The following is a 19,051-nucleotide window of genomic DNA, read 5'->3' as shown; positions in this document are numbered from 1 at the left end:
CGGCACCGCTGAGGCGGCCCGCAGGCGGACTACTACAAGCCGTCGTTTGATCGTGGCCGGGAACCCGAGCGGTTCGCCGCAGCCGGTGCCGACGCCGACCCTCTCAGTGGAAGCGGAAGAACCGGGTGGCCAGGAAACCGCAGATCAGACCCCATGCCACGAGTACGGCGACGCCGAACCAGTCGATGCTGTCGCGCAGCGCGTCCTCCAACGCCACCGCCATCGCACCCGAGGGAATCAACCGCGCCAGCACGCTCACCGCGGTCGGCAGGTCGTCGGAGGCGAACACCACGGTGGCCACGCCGAGCATGACGAACCACAGCACATTCGCCAGCGCCAGCACCACTTCGGCCTTGAGCGTGCCGCCCAGCAGCAGACCCATCGTGGCGAAGGTAGCCGTGCCGAGCGCGATCACCACCGCGCCGAGCAGCAGCCCCGCCGGTTCCGGCCGCCAGCCGAGGGCGGCGCCGATCAGGCCGAGCAGCACCGCCTGCAACACCACCACGATCAGCACCGCGGCGCTCTTACCGGCGACGATGCCCCATTTCGGCAACGCGGTCGCCCCGATCCGTTTGAGGGCGCCGTAGCGGCGGTCGAAACCGACCGCGATCGCCTGCCCGGTGAACGCCGTCGACATCACCGCGACCATCATCACCGCGGGCACGATCTGATCGACCCGATCGGTGCCGAGATCGCCGAACGGCAGCAGAGTGAGCCCGATCAGCAGGGTGATCGGAATCAGCATCGTGAGCAGCAGTTGCTCACCGTTGCGCAGCAACAGGATCAGCTCGAGCCGGGTCTGCGCGGCCAGCATGGTGGCGCGCTTGTTCGGGCGCGGCGCGGGCGTGAAGGTGCCCGCGGGGAAGCGGTTGGTGCTGAGATCGGGTTTGGTCATCCGCGCAGATCCCGTCCGGTGAGTTCCAGGAAGACGTCCTCGAGGCGGCGTTGATCGATGCGGATATCGGTGGCCAGCACATTCACCCGGGCGCACCACGCCGTCACCGTTGCCAGTACCTGCGGATCGATCTCACCCTCCACCAGGTAGCAGCCGGGGCTCGTCTCGCGCGGCGAGAAGCCTTCCGGCAGGGCGGTTTTCAGCAGTTCCAGATCGAGCTTCGGTGGCGCGGTGAAGCGCAACTGGCCGGCCGCGCCGTGTGCGGTCACCTCGGCGGGCGTGCCCGCGGCGACGATGCGGCCGTGGTCGATGATCACCAGTTGATCGGCCAGCTCTTCGGCCTCGTCCATCATGTGCGTGGTGAGCACGATGGTGACGCCGTCGCGGCGCAGCGCATCGATCAACTCCCACACCATGATCCGGGCCTGGGCGTCCAGGCCCGCGGTGGGTTCGTCGAGGAACACGATCTCCGGGCGGCCCACCAGCGCGCAGGCCAGCGACAGCCGCTGCTGCTGACCGCCGGACAACCGGCGGTAGGGGGTGCGGCGGTTGTCGTCGAGGCCGAGGGTGCGCAGCAACCACTCGGGGTCGAGCGGGTCGGCGGAGTAGGAGGCGACCAGGTCGAGCATTTCCCCGGCCTTGGCGCCGGGATAGGCGCCGCCGCCCTGCAACATCACGCCGATGCGCGGGCGCAGCCGGTCGGAGTCGGCGATCGGATCGAGGCCGAGCACACGGACGGTGCCTGCGTCGGGGGTGACGAAACCCTCGCACATCTCGACAGTGGTGGTCTTGCCCGCGCCGTTGGGCCCGAGGAGCGCGAGTACCTGGGCGCGTTCGACGTCGAATCCGACCCCGTCGACCGCCGTGGTCTCGCCGTAGCGCTTGACGACGCCGTCGACGCGCACGGCGGGTCCGGAGGCTTCGGTCACGATCTCACACCGTAAGCCGTGGCCGGCTGTGACCGGGCAGACACCCCTGTCTGGGCCCGCCACGGCAGCGCGTTGCGCGTCACCACGATGAACAGCACGCACACAATGGTGGTGGCGATGGCCGCGCCGACGATCTGGAAAACCTCCATATCCGCCCCGCGCGGCATCTGCAGCACGCTGACCACCGCCGACAGCGCCACCGCAGGCACGCGGAAGATGGGCCGGGTGGCCCACGCGGCCAGCGGCACGATCGCCCACAGCAGATACCACGGCTGCACCACCGGGAACAGCAGCACGATCGCACCCATCGAGACCCCGAGCGCGCCGACCGGATGCAGCCGGCCGGTGCCGGTCGCCACCAGCATGCGCACGGTGACGAATCCGGCGGCCACCGCGGCGATCGGACGGGTGATGCTCAGCAGGGCGGTGGTGTGGTCGCCGAGCCCGAGCAGCACTCCGCCGAACCCGGTGATGATGCCGAGCGCGGTGGGCAGCGACATCCAGCTGCGCACCGCGTTGGCCACGCTCAAGGTCTGCGTCCAGCCGAATCCGAGCCCGCTGGCGAGGCTGACGAACAGTGTTGTCGCCAGGGCTATCACGCCGAGTAGCGCGGCGGCGGTGACCAGCTGCCTGAACCCGCCGCCCCACCGTCTGGCCAGCGCCATCCCGACGAACCCGAGCGCTATCAGGGAGGTGATCTTCACCGACGACGACAGCGAAATGACCACGGCGCCGGCGATGAGCAGGGCATAGGCCCGCCGGTCGAACGGATGGGTGTCCTCGATGGCGCGCAGGGTCAGTTCGACGCCGGCCAGCATCAGCCCGAGCATCAGCGCATCGTTGTGCACACCGCCGACCAGATGGAACAGCACCAGCGGGTTCGCGGCGCCCAGCCACAGCGCGCTCACCGGCGCCACACCGCAGCGCACCGACAGCCGCGGCAGCGCCCATACGATCAACGCGACACCGGCCAGCGCGAGCAGGCGATGCACCCAGACTCCGGCGATGATGTTGTCGCCGGTGACGGTGGCGATACCGCGGCCCATCCACAGGAACAGCGGACCGTACGGGGCGGGGGTGTCGCGCCAGATCGTCGGCACATTGTTGGTGAGGACGTTATCGATGCCGAGCCCGGCGACCGGTCCTTCCTTATAGGGATCGATACCGCGGGCGGCGATCTCGCTCTGCGCGAGATAGGAGTAGACGTCGTTGCTGAACAGGGGAGGCGCGACGCTGAGCGGGATGATCCACAGCAGCAGGGTGCGATCCATCTGCGAGCGGGTGAGCCGGTGGATGGGCGCGCCGCCGATGCCGCCGACGGCGAAGCGGCCGAGCAGCAGCCAGGCCAGTACCACGACGACGGTGCCGACCATGCACATGGCCAGCGAGCCGGTATGCGCGCGGGCGAAGATCCCGAGCACCCGCACTCCGGAGGTGGGATTCTGGTGCACCGGCTGGGCGCCGATGCCGAGCGCGCTGATGGCCATGAGGACGGTGCCGGTGGCGCCGAGCAGCCGGATCCGGTTCAGCTGCACCGTTTCCTTGCGGTCGAGACCGGGCACCTCGGATTCGTCACGGTGCAGCACCGCGATGGTGTGATCCGCCGCCGGTGCGTCCAGCCCCAGTGCCCGGCGCACCAGCGTCGATGTCTTGCGCCGCGCGCCTTCCAGTACCGCCACGAGAGGCAAGCGTAATGGGGCGAGCGTGGTTGTCTCCCGGCGACAGCCTGGGCGCATGGGCGAAGTGAACGCAACGGTGGCGGGGTGCTCCGGGACGCCGGTAGTGGCCGGGCCGCAGTGGCAAACCACCAGCATCCGGCGTTGTCCGGTGGGCGACCTCGGTGGCCGCGGGAGGTCCCGGCGATCTGCGCGGGGGCCGAGCCACGTGCTCGTTGGCCGCCCAGAGGGAAGTGGCACCGGCCGGACCAGCGTTGCCGGGTGGTGATGATGTGCCGTTCCCCGGAACACGGGGGAGTGATTTGCTTCACCTTTCGGAGTCGGCCAGTGCGGCATGACCTGCGGGTTCGATGCGAAACCGGAGGTGAGGCGGCTGTGACCGGCGGTCCTGGCCGAATGCCGACGTCCGAGGTCAGGGGACCCTTATTAGATTTCGGGAACGAATTCCGCCACACTGATGTTGTGAAAACCGTGGGTTTGCCGAACGCCGATGAAAGGGCTGGTCACCGGGCCGGTACCGCATCGAGTGCTGCGCCCGCGACGTCCGGTGAAGGTCATACCCGCGCGGCCATCGTCCAGCTGCTGCTGGAAGAGGGACCGATCACCGCGACCGCGATCAGCGCCAGGCTCGGGCTCACTCCCGCCGGCGTGCGCCGTCACCTCGACGCGCTCATCGACTCCGGTCAGGCCCGTGCGAGCCGGTCGGCGCCGTGGCAGCAGAAGGGCCGCGGCCGTCCCGCCAAGCAGTACCAGCTCACCGCCGCCGGGCGCGGCCGTCTCGGCCACGCCTACGACGATCTGGCCGGCGCCGCGATCCGCCAGCTCGGCGAGATCGGCGGCGAGAAGGCCATCACCGAGTTCGCCCGCAAACGGGCCAGGACTATCGTGTCGGGGATCGATCCGGTGCGCGAGCACACTCAGGCCGATACCGAGGCCAAGGCCGAGGAGATCGCCGAGGCGTTCACCGACGCGGGCTTCGCCGCGACCACCCGCAAGGTGGGCACGGGCGTGCAGATCTGCCAGCATCACTGCCCGGTCTCGCACGTGGCCGAGGAGTTCCCGCAGCTGTGCCAGGCCGAGCTCGAGGCGTTCCGGGAACTGCTCGGTACGCACGTGCAGCGGTTGGCCACCATCGCCAACGGCGATTGCGCCTGCACGACGCACGTGCCGCTGCTGGTACTCACCCCCGGCCAGGTGAACCACGAACCGGCCACCGAACCGAATACAGCCTCTCCATCAGCCGTTGCACAGCCCGCAACGGAAGCAACGATCGACTCCGGAAGGAGTGCCGAATGACGACGACCACCGACCAGGTGCAACCGCTCACCCAGGAAGAGACCATCGCTTCGCTGGGCAAATACGGTTACGGCTGGGCCGATTCGGATGTGGCCGGTGCCAGCGCGCAACGAGGCCTGTCCGAGGCTGTCGTCCGCGACATCTCGGCCAAGAAGAACGAGCAGCCCTGGATGCTCGAGCAGCGGCTCAAGGCGCTGCGCATCTTCGATCGCAAGCCCATGCCGAACTGGGGTTCCAACCTCGACGGCATCGACTTCGACAACATCAAGTACTTCGTGCGCTCCTCGGAGAAGCAGGCCGAGACCTGGGAAGACCTGCCCGAGGACATCAAGAACACCTACGACAAGCTCGGCATCCCGGAAGCGGAGAAGCAGCGCCTGGTCGCCGGTGTCGCCGCGCAGTACGAGTCCGAGGTCGTCTACCACTCCATCCGTGAGGATCTGGAGAAGCAGGGCGTCATCTTCCTCGACACCGACACCGGCCTGCGCGAGCACCCGGAGATCTTCGAGCAGTACTTCGGCTCGGTGATCCCCGCCGGTGACAACAAGTTCTCCGCGCTGAACACCGCGGTGTGGTCGGGTGGCTCGTTCATCTACGTGCCGCCGGGCGTGCACGTCGACATTCCGCTGCAAGCCTACTTCCGGATCAACACCGAGAACATGGGCCAGTTCGAGCGGACCCTGATCATCGTCGACGAGGGCGCCTACGTGCACTACGTCGAGGGCTGCACCGCGCCGATCTACAAGTCCGACTCGCTGCACTCGGCGGTCGTGGAGATCATCGTGAAGAAGGGCGGCCGCTGCCGCTACACCACCATCCAGAACTGGTCCAACAACGTCTACAACCTGGTCACCAAGCGGGCCAAGGCCGAGGCGGGCGCGACCATGGAATGGATCGACGGCAATATCGGCTCCAAGGTCACCATGAAGTACCCGGCGGTCTGGATGACCGGCGAGCACGCCAAGGGTGAGGTGCTCTCGGTCGCCTTCGCCGGCGAGGGCCAGCACCAGGACACCGGCGCGAAGATGCTGCACCTGGCGCCGCACACCTCCTCGACCATCGTGTCGAAGTCGGTGGCGCGCGGTGGCGGCCGGGCCTCCTACCGCGGCCTGGTCCAGGTCAACAAGGGCGCGCACGGCTCCAAGTCGACGGTGAAGTGCGATGCGCTGCTGGTCGACACGATCAGCCGCTCCGACACCTACCCCTACGTCGACATCCGCGAGGACGACGTGACCATGGGCCACGAGGCTACGGTCTCCAAGGTCTCCGAGGATCAGCTGTTCTACCTGATGAGCCGCGGTCTGACCGAGGACGAGGCGATGGCCATGGTGGTGCGTGGGTTCGTCGAGCCCATCGCCAAGGAACTGCCGATGGAATACGCGTTGGAACTGAACCGGCTCATCGAGCTGCAGATGGAAGGAGCCGTCGGCTGATGGCAACTGGTGTGGTGGGTGCGGTCGAGGGCGAGAACCCCAAGACCGTGCCGATTCAGAACCCGGGAGCTACGGCCGCGGTCAACAAGGGCGAGGTCTTCACCTCCTACGACGTCAACGCCTTCGAGATCCCCTCGGGCCGCGACGAGGAGTGGCGATTCACGCCGCTGCGCCGGCTGCGCGGACTGCACGACGGCACCGCGGTGCGTGACGGCGCCGCCACGATCGAGGTCGGCTCGGTCGAGGGCGTGCGCGTGGAAACCGTCGGACGCGACGACGCGCGCCTCGGGCAGGCCGGAGTGCCCGCCGATCGGGTCGCGGCGCAGGCCTACTCGGGCTTCGACGAGGCGACCGTGGTGTCGGTCGGCGCGGAGACCGAGGTCGCCGAACCCGTCGTCGTCACCGTGACCGGCCCGGGGGAGGGCAAGACCGCCTACGGGCATCTGCAGATCCGGCTGGATCCCTTCGCCGTCGCCACGGTGGTGATCGACCAGCGTGGCAGCGGAACCTATGCCGAGAACGTGGAATTCGTGCTCGCCGACAGCGCCAAGCTGACCGTCGTCGCGGTGCAGGACTGGGCCGACGACGCCGTCAACGCGACCGCGCACCACGCCGAGCTGGGTCGCGACGCGACGCTGCGGCACATCGCGGTCACCCTCGGCGGCGATCTCGTCCGGCTCACCGGCACCGTGAAATACGACGGACCCGGCGGCGACGCCGAACTGCTCGGCCTCTACTTCGCCGACGCCGGCCAGCACTTCGAACAGCGGCTGCTGGTGGACCACTCGCAGCCCAACTGCAAATCGAACGTGCTGTACAAGGGCGCGCTGCAGGGCGACCCGGATTCGCCCAAGGGCGATGCCAGGACGGTCTGGGTCGGCGATGTGCTGATCCGCGCGGCCGCCGAAGGCACCGACACCTTCGAGGTCAACCGCAACCTGGTGCTCACCGACGGCGCCCGCGCCGACTCGGTGCCCAACCTGGAGATCGAGACCGGCGAGATCGCCGGCGCCGGCCACGCCAGCGCCACCGGCCGTTTCGACGACGAGCAGCTGTTCTACCTGCGCGCTCGCGGCATCCCCGAGGACGTCGCCCGCCGTCTGGTGGTGCGCGGCTTCTTCCACGAGATCATCCAGAAGATCGCGGTCCCCGAGGTCCGGGAGCGGCTCGAGGCGGCCATCGAGGCCGAACTCGCCGCGATCGGCGCCTGATACCAGCCCCCGAACTTTCGTAAAGGAACTCCATGACCACCCTGGAAATCAAGGACCTGCACGCCGAGGTCGCCAACCCCGACGAGACCGGCGAGCCCATCAAAATCCTCAAGGGCGTGAACCTCACCGTGCGCTCCGGTGAGACCCACGCCATCATGGGGCCCAACGGTTCCGGCAAGTCCACGCTGTCCTACGCGATCGCCGGCCATCCCAAGTACACGGTGACCTCCGGCTCGATCACCCTCGACGGGGAAGACGTGCTGGAGATGTCGGTCGACGAGCGCGCGCGGGCGGGCCTGTTCCTGGCCATGCAGTATCCCGTCGAGGTGCCGGGCGTCTCGATGTCGAACTTCCTGCGCACCGCCGCCACCGCCGTGCGCGGTGAGGCCCCCAAGCTGCGGCACTGGGTCAAGGAGGTGAAGGAGTCGATGAGCGAGCTCGAGATCGACGCCGCCTTCGCCGACCGCAGCGTCAACGAGGGCTTCTCCGGCGGTGAGAAGAAGCGCCACGAGATCTTGCAGCTGGGCCTGCTCAAGCCGAAGATCGCGATCCTGGACGAGACCGACTCCGGCCTCGACGTCGACGCGCTGCGCATCGTGTCCGAGGGCGTGAACCGCTACAAGGAGCGCGAGAACGGCGGCGTGCTGCTGATCACGCACTACACCCGCATCCTGCGCTACATCCAGCCGGAGTTCGTGCACGTGTTCGTCGGCGGCCGCATCGTCGCCGAGGGCGGCGCCGAACTGGCCGAGGAACTCGACGCCAACGGCTACGTCCGCTTCACTCAGTCCGCCACCGCTGGAGCCTGATATGACCGCTACGGTCCGCACCCTCGACGTGGCCCGGGTCCGGGCCGACTTCCCGATCCTGAACCGCACGGTCCGGGACGGGAAACCGTTGGTGTACCTGGACTCCGGCGCCACCTCGCAGCGCCCGCTCGCGGTGCTCGACGCCGAACGCGCCTACATCATGGAGAGCAATTCCGCGGTGCATCGCGGCGCGCATCAGCTCTCCGAAGAGGCCACCGACGCCTATGAGGCCGCGCGGGCCGATATCGCGCGGTTCGTCGGCGTCGACGCGGGTGAGATCGTGTTCACCAAGAACGCGACCGAATCGCTGAACCTGGTCACCAACGCCTTCGGCGACGACCGCTTCCCGTACCACGTGGGCCCTGGCGACGAGATCGTCATCACCGAGCTCGAACACCACGCGAATCTGGTGCCGTGGCAGGAGCTGTCGCGCCGTACCGGGGCGACGCTGAAGTGGTACGGCGTCACCGAGGACGGGCGCATCGATCTCGATTCGCTGGAACTGACCCCGGCGACCAAGGTCGTGGCCTTCACCCATCAGTCCAACGTGACCGGTGCGATCGCGCCCGTCGCCGAACTGGTGCGCCGCGCGCGTGCCGTCGGCGCCCTCGTCGTGCTCGACGCCTGCCAGTCGGTGCCGCATATGCCGGTCGACTTCCGGGAGCTCGACGTCGATTTCGCCGCGTTCTCCGGGCACAAGATGCTCGGCCCGTCCGGCGTCGGTGTGCTGTTCGGCAAGCGGGCCCTGCTCGAGGAGACCCCGCCCTTCCTCACCGGCGGTTCGATGATCGAGACCGTCACCATGGAGCGCAGCACCTACGCGCCGCCGCCGCAGCGGTTCGAGGCCGGTGTGCCGATGACCTCGCAGGTGATCGGCCTGGCCGCGGCCGTGCGGTACCTGGACGCCATCGGCATGGAAGCCGTCGCCGCGCATGAGCACACCCTCGTCGACGCCGCGCTCGCCGGGCTGGGCGAGATCGACGGCGTGCGGATCATCGGCCCCACCGAGAACGTCGACCGCGGTGGCGCGGTGGCGTTCCTGGTCGACGGTGTGCACGCCCACGATGTCGGCCAGATCCTCGACGATCAGGGTGTGGCGATCCGGGTGGGCCACCACTGCGCGTGGCCGCTGCACCGCCGGTTCGGCATCGCGGCCACCGCGCGGGCCTCGTTCGCGGTCTACAACACCGTCGACGAGGTCGAGCAACTGGTCGCCGCCGTGCGGAAGGCGCAGAGCTTCTTCGGGGTTGGATAAGTCATGCGCATGGAGCAGATGTACCAGGAAGTGATCCTGGATCACTACAAACACCCGCACCACCGCGGGCTGCGGGAGCCGTTCGGTGCCGAGGTGCACCACGTCAACCCGACCTGCGGCGACGAGGTGACCCTGCGCGTCCAGCTGGACGACAACGGCGACGTCGCCGATGTGTCCTACGAGGGGCAGGGCTGTTCGATCAGCCAGGCCGCCACCTCGATCCTCACCGATCAGGTGATCGGGCTGCCGGTGCAGCAGGCGCTGAAGGTGGTCGACTCCTACAACGAGATGATCTCCAGCCGTGGCACCGTCGAGGGCGATGAGGACATGATCGGCGACGGCATCGCCTTGGCGGGCGTCGCCAAGTACCCGGCGCGGGTCAAATGCGCGCTGCTCGGCTGGATGGCGTTCAAGGACGCGGTGGTCCGCATCACCTCCGCCGAGGACGCCAAGCGGACAATGGGCAGTGATCCGTCCACGAATGGGGAAACGTCATGAGTGAAACAGAGACCACCGAAGCCGCCGCCTCGGCCGAGCTGTCGGCCGAGGAGATCAAGCACCTCGAGGACATCGAGGAGGCGATGCGTGACGTCGTCGACCCCGAACTCGGCATCAATGTCGTCGACCTCGGGCTGGTCTACGGCATGCAGGTGGATCAGGACAATGTCGCCACCCTCGACATGACCCTCACCTCCGCCGCCTGCCCGCTGACCGACGTCATCGAGGATCAGTCCCGCAATGCGCTGGTGCGCAGCGGCCTGGTCGAGGACCTGAAGATCAACTGGGTCTGGATGCCGCCGTGGGGTCCGGACAAGATCACCGACGACGGCCGCGAGCAGTTGCGCGCGCTCGGGTTCACCGTCTAGCCGCACCCCGATACGTTCTCCCGTGACCACCGTGCTCGAGCACGGTGGTCACGGTCGTCTCAGGACTCGGTGGGCCCCTACGCGGCGGCGGCTGCGCGCGGGCGTGGTCGCCGGAGCGGGTGACCCGCTGCCCGGCCCGGCGCGATCGGCCGGTCGACGCCGCCGCGAGTAGCCGGATGGCCGGGACGCCGGCGGCGTGATCAGCCCGTGCGCAACCAGCGCACCAGGGAGTCGTTCAACGCCGGGTGATCGAAGTAGCCGAAATGGTCGACCGCCGCGCTGGAGTCGACGGCGAGATGGTCGGCGACCGGCAGGGGATGGGTGCCGTCGAGGGCGAGCGCGCCTGCCGTCGGCACCACCAGATCGTTGTCGGCGCGGCCGAAGACCAGGTCTACCCCGCCGTCGCCCGCGATGCGCAGCAGTGACGAGCCCGCGGGTGGTTCATAATTCGCGCCCGCGGTGAAATAGCGCGCGGTGGTGGGATGGCGGCCGGTGAGCTGTTCGGTCAGGAACTGTGCGCTCGGATTCATCGCCATGAGTCCGTCGAGACCTTCCGCGACACCCGCCGCGATCTGCTTCACCAGCGCCAGCACGATATCGAGGGCATCGGTGACGCCGTTGTCTGGCGCCAGCTGCAACAGCGAAGTGAACCGGTTGAGCAGCTGTTCGTGCTTGCCGACGTCGGCCAGTGCGGTGCCCGCGTTCGGGGTGCCGACCAGCACCGCCCGGCCCACCGTCAGGGTGTCGGCTACCTCGGCCAGATCCGGCCGCTCGGTCAGCACCCGCCCCACCAGCCCGCCGCGCGAATGGCAGACGATATCGACGTCCAATCGGGTGCCGCGCTGTCGCAGATACTCGGCGAGCCAGCCGATGTTGTCGACCGGCGTGCGCGAGACCGTCGGATGATCGAAGGCGAGGACCCGGCCTTCGTAGGCGGCGTGCAGTTCCCGCATCGTCGCCACCGGTAGTTCGCCGAAGGCACCGTGCGTCGAACTGAAGGTGCCGTGCAGCAACAACAACGCCCGGCCGGTACCCATCTGCGCCAGCGCCTCGGCGCTCAGCTCGGGGGCGGGCGCGCGGTAATCGTCCGGGCCTGCCGCCCGCAGCCGGTGCGGATGCCGCCTGTTCTCGACGAATTCGGCGAACCGCGCACCCACCCAGCCCGCGCCCTCGCGCACCAACGGGAAGACCAGCACCTTCAAGATCTTGGTGCCGATCGCGCCGGTCAACCCGCGATGCGCACCGGGCGCTTCCGTCGGCCCCACCACCGGGCGTGGGATCCGGTAGGTCAGCACGCCCGGCGCCGCCTGCGGGAAATGCCAGGTGATGGCGCCGTCCTCGGAGGCGTACAGCACCACCTGCCGCCACCCCGGCCCTGGATCGTCGACTTCCATGACGATGTCGTCCGGTCCGCCCGCCGCCCGGGTACCCACCGCGTCGGTGCGTTCCCGCGGATCGAGGATCTCGACGGTGAGATCCTCCTCGATCTCGTTGAGCGCCAACGCCGTCACCAGCGCGTCCGTGGTCTGCTCGGCCCCGCGCGTCCCGGAACCGGCCGCCTCGTGCACGGTGGCCCGCCCCGTCAGGCCGGGCGTGCGCAAGGTGACCCGCCGGTGCACCTGGACCGCGCGGCCGTCCTCATCGAGCAGGAACTCTTCGGGCATGCGCCGTTACCTTTCCGGTGATCTGTTCCGCCGCAGTGTAAGTCGTGGATGACCGAAGGCCAGGTAGCCCAGATGAGTCGGGGTGATCCGGTCGGGATCGGCCGCCACCCGGTCGCGGGTGTATTCGGCGCGGGCGCGCCGCAGCAGCTCGGCCACCGGAACGGGCGGATCGGCGAAGGCGCCGTCGTAGAAGCGGGCCGCCAGCTCGGCGGCGACGGTGTCGTCGATGGTCCACAGCGGTGCGACGACACCGATCGCGCCGGTGCGCAACAGTGCGGTCGCGAATCCGGCGTAGCTGCCGAGAATCGACTGGCCCGCGCCGACCGAACAGGCGTTGAGGTAGATGAATGGGGTGGTGCTGGTATTGCGCAGCCCGCGCACGGCGAGGGCGGTGAGGAAGGACGCGGTGAACCCGTCGCCGCGTGGCTCCAGCAGCACCAGACCGTCTTCCTGGACGGCATCGTCGAACGTGCCGTGCAATGCGACATGCAGCAGATCGACGGGCACCCGGCCTTCGAGGCAGTCGATCACCTGCTCACGCATCGGCGGCAGCGCCGTGACCGGCCCGTACTTCTCGCGGAACCGCACGGCCTCGGCGACCGCGGCGGGCAGCGGAGGGAAGTTCCTGACGCCGTCGTAGTCGGCGGTGAGCACGGCTTGGGCGAATACCGGATGCTCCCGGCACGGGCTCGGCGCCGGCCCTTCCGGCGAAAACGGCCAGCGCGACATGGCCAGATGTGCGCCGAGAAACGGGGCGAGCCCCGCGTACGCGGTGTGCAGCGGAGGGTCGAGCACTGCCAGCTCCCAGGGCACGAACGACTCCTCGGTCAGCCACAGCACCGCAGGCGCTCCGGTCCGGTCGCGTACCAGTTCGCGCAGCGCCGAGCGGATACCGCTGGGCAGCGCCGAGGCCACCAGATCGCCGTAACCCTTCAGGTTGTCGAAGATCGCGACTCCGCGAAACGCCTCGGCCTTGACCAGTCGGCGCGTGTAGGTCGCGAAATCCCGTGCGCTGTGGTCGATACGGCTGCGCCGCTGCGCGTCCGGGATGGCCAGATGTCCGCCGAGGGCATAGGCATCCCAGAGGTAGGTGCCCGGTTCGTCGGCCCGGACGACCACGACAACGAGATCGGGCGGCGCCTCGTCCAGTAGCGAACCGAGGTCGAGCAGCTGACGGGCCGGCGGCGGTGGCGGTGGTGTGGTGGCCAGCCGGCTCGCATTCGGCGCGACGACGAGGACGCGCGAAGCGAGCCCGATGATCCGTCCTTGTTTGCGGAGGATCAGCCGCAGGGTGCGTTCGGCGGTCAGCGACGGATCGGTCAGCGCACGCATGGTGAACGTGTGCCGCGGATACGGATCCGCGAGCGTCACCCGCACAGTGGTATGCGGATCACCGGCGACGACCAGCGATTTCGGGTCGACCAGCAGTTCGATCTCGATCTCGAACTCCGGGTCCGAGGAGTACACGTGCATCTGGCCGGACACCATGGTGGCCATATCGAAGGTCTCCGACAGGCCGACGGTCACCTGGAACGGCTCGTGCGCCACGACGACATCGGGGGCCTCCAGTCGTGGATAGCAGGCGTAGGCCCAGATCTCCTCGTCCGGTTCGCGGTCCGCCGGTGCTGCCTCGTCGTCGGTCGACTGCGTCATCCGCCGCAAACGTTCGGCGGTTTCGCGGGTGTCGTCGGACTCGGCAGGCCCGAGCTGGACTGCCTCCCCGAGCCGGGGGCGGCCGGGCACGCCCGGTACCGCACTGTGGTCCCGCGCCTGTTGTCCGTGCGGCCGGACGAGATCGCGGAGCCTGCGCCTGCGCCGCTTTCTATCGGATCCGTAGGGCGGGGGAGCCGGACGCGGCGCCGAACCCTGGTAGCCCCCGCCCTGCGGGGGCTGCGTGTTCGGTGGGGGCGCCGCGTCGTAGTAGCTGCCCGGGTGTCCGGAAATGGCGCGTACCAGTGCGTTCCGGAACGGCCGATGCATCCGCGCCGTTGCTTGGAGGACCTCGCGCGCGGCGATGCGAGTCGCTTCGGAAGGTTCAGCGCCGGACCTGGTTTCCCGCATCAGCTGGTCGATGGCCGCGTTGCTGCCGAGATCGGTCATGACGAGCTCTCCGACCAAGGTCGATGCGGTGTCGAGCGCCCGGCCACTCAATGCGCCCACCTGTAGCTTGCTGCGCGCCCGCCGGCCCACCGCGTACGCGATCAGCAGGTCGACCACGAGATCGAAATCCACGGGGATCCCTCCTGTCGTGTCTCCTGCCTCGCCGCCGCGCACAGCAGATATGTGTCCGTCGAAGTCTTCCAGAAACGCGCGGCCGTCCAAAGAACCCCGGTGACATCCCCGCGAACGTGCGTTGCGGCGGATCCGCACCCGACGAGGGCGGACCGACCGGGCGGTCCGATAACCCTGCCTACGCCGCTGACGTGCGATAACGGGATACCCTCCGCCGCAACGGATCGCGTTCTGTGAGTCCGCCTTGCCAGTTCGGCGGAGAGTTCGCGGCATTGCTGCTAGGGTGGGCGAGTCGTCGGGTTCCGGGCTGTCGGGCCGGTGCGTTCCGTTGGCTCGGCGGTCGATCGAAGTGCTTGTCCGGCGGTTGCTTTCGGGCAGCCGTCGGGGGTGTTCGATGCTCTGCCGGGTGCCCGACGCGAAACCTCATCCGGCCAGGGGTGCAGTCATGGTCGGGCGTCACGAGGAAGGCGAAACGAAGCGCTGTGGCAGCAGGCTGTGGCATCTTGTGGCGCTCCCTCGAGCCCCGTCAACGAGAGAGCTGATGAATCTGAATATCGCCGTGCTGGTTCCGTGGATCTTGGCTCCTGCTCTCGTCCTCGCGGTGGCCTGGTACGCGGTGCGGGCGGTACGGGAGCAGAAGACCCGCGCCGACGCGCTGGAGCGAGACCTCGGCATCCGCGAAGAGATCCTGGAGCGGTTCGCCACCACCACGCTGCCGTCGCTGACGGAATCCGTGCGCAGGCATGAGCAGCCCGCGAGCATCGTCGAAGTCCCCGAGGGTCTGGAGGATTCGCGATTCGCGCAGGTCATGCGCTGGGTATCGGAACGCATCGCCGAGGACATGCGCGGGATCCAGACCGAGACCAGGGAGAACGCGGTCCGTGAGGCCGAGGAGCAGACCCATCGCGCCATCACCGCGGCCGAGGCGAGCGTGCGCGCCGAAGAGGCCGCCAGGCGCGAGAAGGCCGAAACGGCCGCTCGTGAGGCCACCAGCGCCGCGGTGCGCTCGTTCGGCACCTCGGTGGTCAGCCTCGGCGCCGATGTGAGCCAGGTGGTCAGTGCCGCGCTGCGGGAACACCGCGACGACGACGTCTACGAAACCCTCATCCGCATCGACCACACCGTGCAGCAGATGATCCGCCAGGCGCAGTCCTATGTGATCGTCTGTGGCGGTCTGCCCGGCCGCCGCTGGCCCGCCCAGTCGCTGACCGACGTGGTCGGCGGCGCGATCGGCCGCGTGCGCGACTTCCTGCGGGTGCGTTCGGGTCAGCTGGACCGGGTGGTGATCAGCCGTTCGGTGGAGCCGCTGGTGCACACCCTCGCCGCGCTGATCGACAACGCGCTGCGCTACTCCCCGCCCACCTCCTACGTCGATGTGAGCTTCCAGGAAGGCCATCACGGCGTCACCGTGATCGTCGACGACGCGGGCGTGCGGATGAACGCCGAGCAGATGGAGGAGGCCAGGCAGGTGCTCGCGCACGAGCGCTCGGTCGACATCCACCAGCTCGGACCCGCCCCCAAGGTGGGCTTCCCCGGTATCGCTGCACTGGCCCGCCGGTACGGCTTCACCGTCTACATCGATGGGCCCAACGCCTACGGCGGCATGCGCGCGATGGTGTACATCCCGGAATCGTTGCTGGTCAGCCCGCGGGCCCCGCAGGCAGGCGAGGCCGCGCCGGTCGCTGCGGGCCCGTCGTCGGCGCCTGCGGCGCTGCCCTCGGGGCCGGCAGCCGCTGTGCTGCACGGCGAATCGGCGCCGGCGGGCGCCCGGGTCAGGGAATCCGCGCCGCTGGCCGCCGTCACCAGCATGCCCGCCGCCACTACCGGGCAGTCGACCGCCGTACGTTCGACCACTCTCGGATCGGCCGCGGGGAGCGGCGCGTCCGAGTCGCCGATGCGTTCCACGTTGACGGGGGGCAATGCGATGACGGGGCTGTCCGACCTTCCGGACACCGACGACCGGCCCACGATGACCGACGTCACCACGGGTGGTCTGCCCAAGCGCCGCCGCCGCGCCGTCGCGGTGGTGCCACCGGTCGCTTCGCACGGTTCGAGCACCGAACCGGGCAAGCCCCGGCCCGAGATCGCCGCCGCTTGGCAGAGCGGCTCCAAGAGCGGCCGCGCCGCCGCAACCGACGACACCGAAGGGATGACATCCTGATGGGCTCACCGAGAACTGTTGTCACCGACAGCACCAACAAGCTCGGCTGGTTACTCGAGGACCTCGAGATTCCTGGCGTCCGCTTCGCGGTCCTGCTGTCCGACGACGGGCTGCGGATCGCGCACTCCAGCGGAGTCGCCAAGGACGACGCCGAGCGTTTCGCCGCGGCGGCGTCGGGTCTGCGTTCGCTCGGCAAGGCGCTCGGTGAGTTCTGCGGCGGCACCGGTAACGGCGTGCGGCAGAACATGACCGAGTACGACCAGGGGATGATCCTCATCACCGCGGCCGGCGAGGGCGCCCTGCTGGGAGTTTCCACCACCACCGACATCGACGTGGGCCTCATCGCGCACCGGATGAACGAGCTGGCCGACCGCGTCGGCCACGAACTCGGCAGCCAGCCGCGCGGGAGCGTTGACGGCGGCGAAATGTCATGAGCGGGCCGCGGCGTGATCCCGACCTGGTCCGCGCCTACGTGCGGACCAGGGGACGCTCGCGTCCGACGCGTGAATTGGACCTGGTCACCCTCGTCGTCGCCGTGCAGAAGCCGGGGCCGGGAACGAGCCCCGACGCGCGGCGAGTGGCCGACGTCTGTGCCCGTGGTGCGCTGTCGATCGCCGAGATAGCCGCCTACCTGGACCTGCCGCCCTCGGTGGTCAAGATTCTCGCCGCCGACCTCCTCGACACCGAACACCTCGCCATACCCACACCGGCCGAATCACTGCCGGAGATAGCTTTGCTCCAGGAGGTTCTCAATGGGCTCCGTGCTCTCCCGGCCTGACCGCACCGTCGACTATGTGCCGGAGACCGTGACCCGATCGGTGAAACTGCTCGTCGCCGGGAATTTCGGCGTCGGCAAGACCACCTTCGTCAGCAGTGTTTCCGAGATCAAGCCGCTTCGCACGGAGGAAACCATCACCCAGGCCAGCGTCGGCATCGACGATATGGCGGGTCTGCCCGGCAAAGTGCAGACAACGGTGGCGATGGATTTCGGGCGCATCACGCTCAATCCCGAACTGGCGCTGTACCTGTTCGGCACGCCGGGGCAGCAGCGGTTCGTGCCGTTGTGGGAGGAGCTGGCCCGTGGTGCGCTCGGCGCGCTGGTCCTGGTCGACACCCGCCGGATCGAGAAGTCCGACGAGGTGCTGTCCGTCCTCGAGGAACGCGGTGTGCCGTACGCGGTGGGCGTCAACGAGTTCGAAGGCGCGAACCGCTTTCCGCTGTCCGAGATCCGGGACGCGCTCGACCTCACCCCGGACACGCCGTTGACCGCTCTGGACGCACGTGACCGAGGCACATGCCTGCGCTCGTTGATCATGCTCGTCGAATTCCTGTTCCATCGACTGGAGTCTCGTCTTTGACAACCCATAACCCCGTCACCGCAGCGCGCGCACCGTTGAGCGGTTGCCCTGTCGCGCACGGATCCCCGATCGATTCCGACGGCCCCCGGGTGTCGCTGTACACCGAGGAGTTCTCCGACGATCCGCACCGCGCCTACCGGGAAATGCGCAAGCGTTTCGGTTCGCTGGTGCCGATCGATCTGGCTCCCGATGTGCCCGCGACCCTGGTGATCGGCTATCAGGAGGCGGTGCGGATCCTCAACGATCCCGATCACTTCCCGGCCGACCCGCGCACCTGGCAGACGAGTATTCCGCCGGATTCGCCGGTCAAGCCGATGATGGAGTGGTATCCGAACGCGCTGCGCAACAGCGGAACGGCACACGCTCGGTACCGGGAGGCCTACGTCGCGGGGATCGACAAGATCGATCTGAACGCGCTGAACGCGACGGTCGAGAAGATCGCGATCCCGTTGATCAACACCTTCTGCGAAAAGGGCTCGGCCGACCTCGTCACCGATTACGCGTTTCCGCTGGTGTTCGAGGTGCTGAACCGGATGGTCGGCTGCTCACCGGAATTGGGTCAGCGGGTGGCCACCGGTATGGCCGCGCTGTTCGACACCGTCAACGCCGAATGGGGGATGAACTACCTCAGCGAGGCGCTGATGGAACTCATCCAGCTCAAGCGGTCGCAGCCCGGCGACGACGTCACCTCGGTGCTGGTATCGCATCCGGCGAATCTGGACGACGAGGAGCTGCTGTCGAATCTGATCAGCTTCTACGGCGCCGGCCTCGAACCGCAGCAGAACCTGATCCTCAACACCCTGCTGCTGATGCTGACCGACGACCGCTTCGGCGGCGACATGCTCGGCGGCAGTCTGTCGACTCGCGACGCGCTCGACGAGGTGTTGTTCAACGACCCGCCGATGGCGAATTTCTGCACCACCTACCCGCGCCAGCCGATCCTGATCGACAACGCGTGGCTGCCCGCACATCAGCCGGTGCTGATCAGCCTGGCCGGCTGCAATACCGATCCGGCGATCCGCGGCGGCGAGCTGGCGGGCAACCGTTCGCATCTGGCGTGGAGCATCGGACCGCACGCCTGCCCCGCGCAGTCGGTGGCGCTGGTGGTGGTGCAGGAGGCCATCGACCAGCTGCTCGACGCGCTGCCGGAGATGCGGCTCGCCGAACCACCGGAGGAATTGTCGTGGCGCCCAGGGCCTTTCCACCGGGCGCTGACGGCACTGCCCGTTGTCTTCCCTGAATCCCCACCGTTGAACATAGGGTAAG

At 68.5% G+C, this 19,051-nt stretch carries 17 protein-coding genes; 12 read left to right on the top strand and 5 right to left on the bottom strand.

All coding sequences use genetic code 11. From position 1 onward, the window contains the following. Positions 1 to 103 precede the first annotated feature (103 nt). Genes AC4HOU_RS03555 through mptB form a run of 3 tightly spaced genes read right to left on the bottom strand, consistent with a single transcriptional unit; the run spans position 104 to position 3,560 of the window. Positions 104 to 895, bottom strand: coding sequence for an ABC transporter permease (locus AC4HOU_RS03555; protein ID WP_163815533.1), 792 nt, complete (start codon positions 893 to 895; stop codon positions 104 to 106). Next, positions 892 to 1,824 (bottom strand): ABC transporter ATP-binding protein, encoded by a 933-nt coding sequence (locus AC4HOU_RS03550; RefSeq protein ID WP_163815531.1) that lies wholly within the window; start codon positions 1,822 to 1,824, stop codon positions 892 to 894. Before AC4HOU_RS03550 ends, AC4HOU_RS03555 begins: the two co-directional genes overlap by 4 nt. Further along, positions 1,821 to 3,560, bottom strand: coding sequence for a polyprenol phosphomannose-dependent alpha 1,6 mannosyltransferase MptB (gene mptB, locus AC4HOU_RS03545; RefSeq protein ID WP_178128209.1), 1,740 nt, complete (start codon positions 3,558 to 3,560; stop codon positions 1,821 to 1,823). Before mptB ends, AC4HOU_RS03550 begins: the two co-directional genes overlap by 4 nt. Positions 3,561 to 3,896: 336 nt before the next feature. Here mptB and AC4HOU_RS03540 point away from each other — a divergent pair, with 336 nt between their 5' ends. The 7 genes from AC4HOU_RS03540 to AC4HOU_RS03510 are packed head-to-tail and all read left to right on the top strand — an operon-like array spanning position 3,897 to position 10,370. Next, entirely contained in the window at positions 3,897 to 4,796 is a 900-nt protein-coding gene (locus AC4HOU_RS03540) for a helix-turn-helix transcriptional regulator (protein WP_194992455.1), read from the top strand. Continuing rightward, complete coding sequence (sufB, locus tag AC4HOU_RS03535; protein WP_036537753.1) at positions 4,793 to 6,229, top strand: Fe-S cluster assembly protein SufB; 1,437 nt, start codon at positions 4,793 to 4,795, stop codon at positions 6,227 to 6,229. Before AC4HOU_RS03540 ends, sufB begins: the two co-directional genes overlap by 4 nt. Next, entirely contained in the window at positions 6,229 to 7,440 is a 1,212-nt protein-coding gene (sufD, locus tag AC4HOU_RS03530; RefSeq protein WP_163815522.1) for a Fe-S cluster assembly protein SufD, read from the top strand. The genes sufB and sufD overlap by 1 nt, the downstream gene beginning before the upstream one ends. A gap of 32 nt (positions 7,441 to 7,472) precedes the next feature. Further along, positions 7,473 to 8,249, top strand: a complete 777-nt coding sequence (sufC, locus tag AC4HOU_RS03525) for a Fe-S cluster assembly ATPase SufC (protein WP_036537750.1) — start codon at positions 7,473 to 7,475, stop codon at positions 8,247 to 8,249. 1 nt (position 8,250) lies between these two features. Next, entirely contained in the window at positions 8,251 to 9,504 is a 1,254-nt protein-coding gene (locus AC4HOU_RS03520) for a cysteine desulfurase (RefSeq protein WP_163815520.1), read from the top strand. A gap of 3 nt (positions 9,505 to 9,507) precedes the next feature. Then, entirely contained in the window at positions 9,508 to 10,002 is a 495-nt protein-coding gene (gene sufU, locus AC4HOU_RS03515) for a Fe-S cluster assembly sulfur transfer protein SufU (RefSeq protein WP_163815518.1), read from the top strand. Continuing rightward, on the top strand, positions 9,999 to 10,370 hold the full coding sequence (locus AC4HOU_RS03510) for a metal-sulfur cluster assembly factor (RefSeq protein WP_490724114.1): 372 nt from the start codon (positions 9,999 to 10,001) through the stop codon (positions 10,368 to 10,370). The genes sufU and AC4HOU_RS03510 overlap by 4 nt, the downstream gene beginning before the upstream one ends. Positions 10,371 to 10,570: 200 nt before the next feature. On the opposite strand, the gene AC4HOU_RS03505 is transcribed toward AC4HOU_RS03510, so the two are convergent. Together AC4HOU_RS03505 and AC4HOU_RS03500 are read right to left on the bottom strand one after the other, a co-directional pair. Further along, positions 10,571 to 12,034 carry an esterase/lipase family protein gene (locus tag AC4HOU_RS03505; RefSeq protein ID WP_195019590.1) on the bottom strand — a complete coding sequence of 488 codons (1,464 nt, stop codon included), beginning with the start codon at positions 12,032 to 12,034 and terminating at the stop codon, positions 10,571 to 10,573. Between the two features lie 6 nt (positions 12,035 to 12,040). Continuing rightward, positions 12,041 to 14,266: a CHAT domain-containing protein gene (locus tag AC4HOU_RS03500; protein ID WP_195019589.1), complete on the bottom strand. Its 2,226-nt coding sequence runs from the start codon at positions 14,264 to 14,266 to the stop codon at positions 12,041 to 12,043. Positions 14,267 to 14,807: 541 nt separating this feature from the next. On the opposite strand from AC4HOU_RS03500, the gene AC4HOU_RS03495 reads away from it, so the two are divergent. The 5 genes from AC4HOU_RS03495 to AC4HOU_RS03475 are packed head-to-tail and all read left to right on the top strand — an operon-like array spanning position 14,808 to position 19,050. Beyond that, the gene (locus AC4HOU_RS03495) at positions 14,808 to 16,427 is read left to right on the top strand and encodes an ATP-binding protein (RefSeq protein WP_163815512.1); all 1,620 of its coding nucleotides are present in this window, start codon (positions 14,808 to 14,810) and stop codon (positions 16,425 to 16,427) included. Next, entirely contained in the window at positions 16,427 to 16,861 is a 435-nt protein-coding gene (locus AC4HOU_RS03490) for a roadblock/LC7 domain-containing protein (RefSeq protein ID WP_036536188.1), read from the top strand. The genes AC4HOU_RS03495 and AC4HOU_RS03490 overlap by 1 nt, the downstream gene beginning before the upstream one ends. Beyond that, complete coding sequence (locus AC4HOU_RS03485) at positions 16,858 to 17,205, top strand: DUF742 domain-containing protein (RefSeq protein WP_163815508.1); 348 nt, start codon at positions 16,858 to 16,860, stop codon at positions 17,203 to 17,205. The genes AC4HOU_RS03490 and AC4HOU_RS03485 overlap by 4 nt, the downstream gene beginning before the upstream one ends. Continuing rightward, a complete protein-coding gene (locus AC4HOU_RS03480) occupies positions 17,180 to 17,785 on the top strand; it encodes a GTP-binding protein (RefSeq protein ID WP_163815506.1) in 606 nt (201 codons plus the stop codon). The genes AC4HOU_RS03485 and AC4HOU_RS03480 overlap by 26 nt, the downstream gene beginning before the upstream one ends. Next, positions 17,782 to 19,050, top strand: coding sequence for a cytochrome P450 family protein (locus tag AC4HOU_RS03475; RefSeq protein ID WP_163815504.1), 1,269 nt, complete (start codon positions 17,782 to 17,784; stop codon positions 19,048 to 19,050). The genes AC4HOU_RS03480 and AC4HOU_RS03475 overlap by 4 nt, the downstream gene beginning before the upstream one ends. The last annotated feature ends 1 nt before the right edge of the window (position 19,051 follow it).

The sequence above is a fragment of the Nocardia sp. JCM 38205 genome (assembly GCF_058222935.1).
The sequence above is the reverse complement of the archived record's forward strand: the minus strand, read 5'-3'. Positions and strand labels throughout refer to the sequence as shown.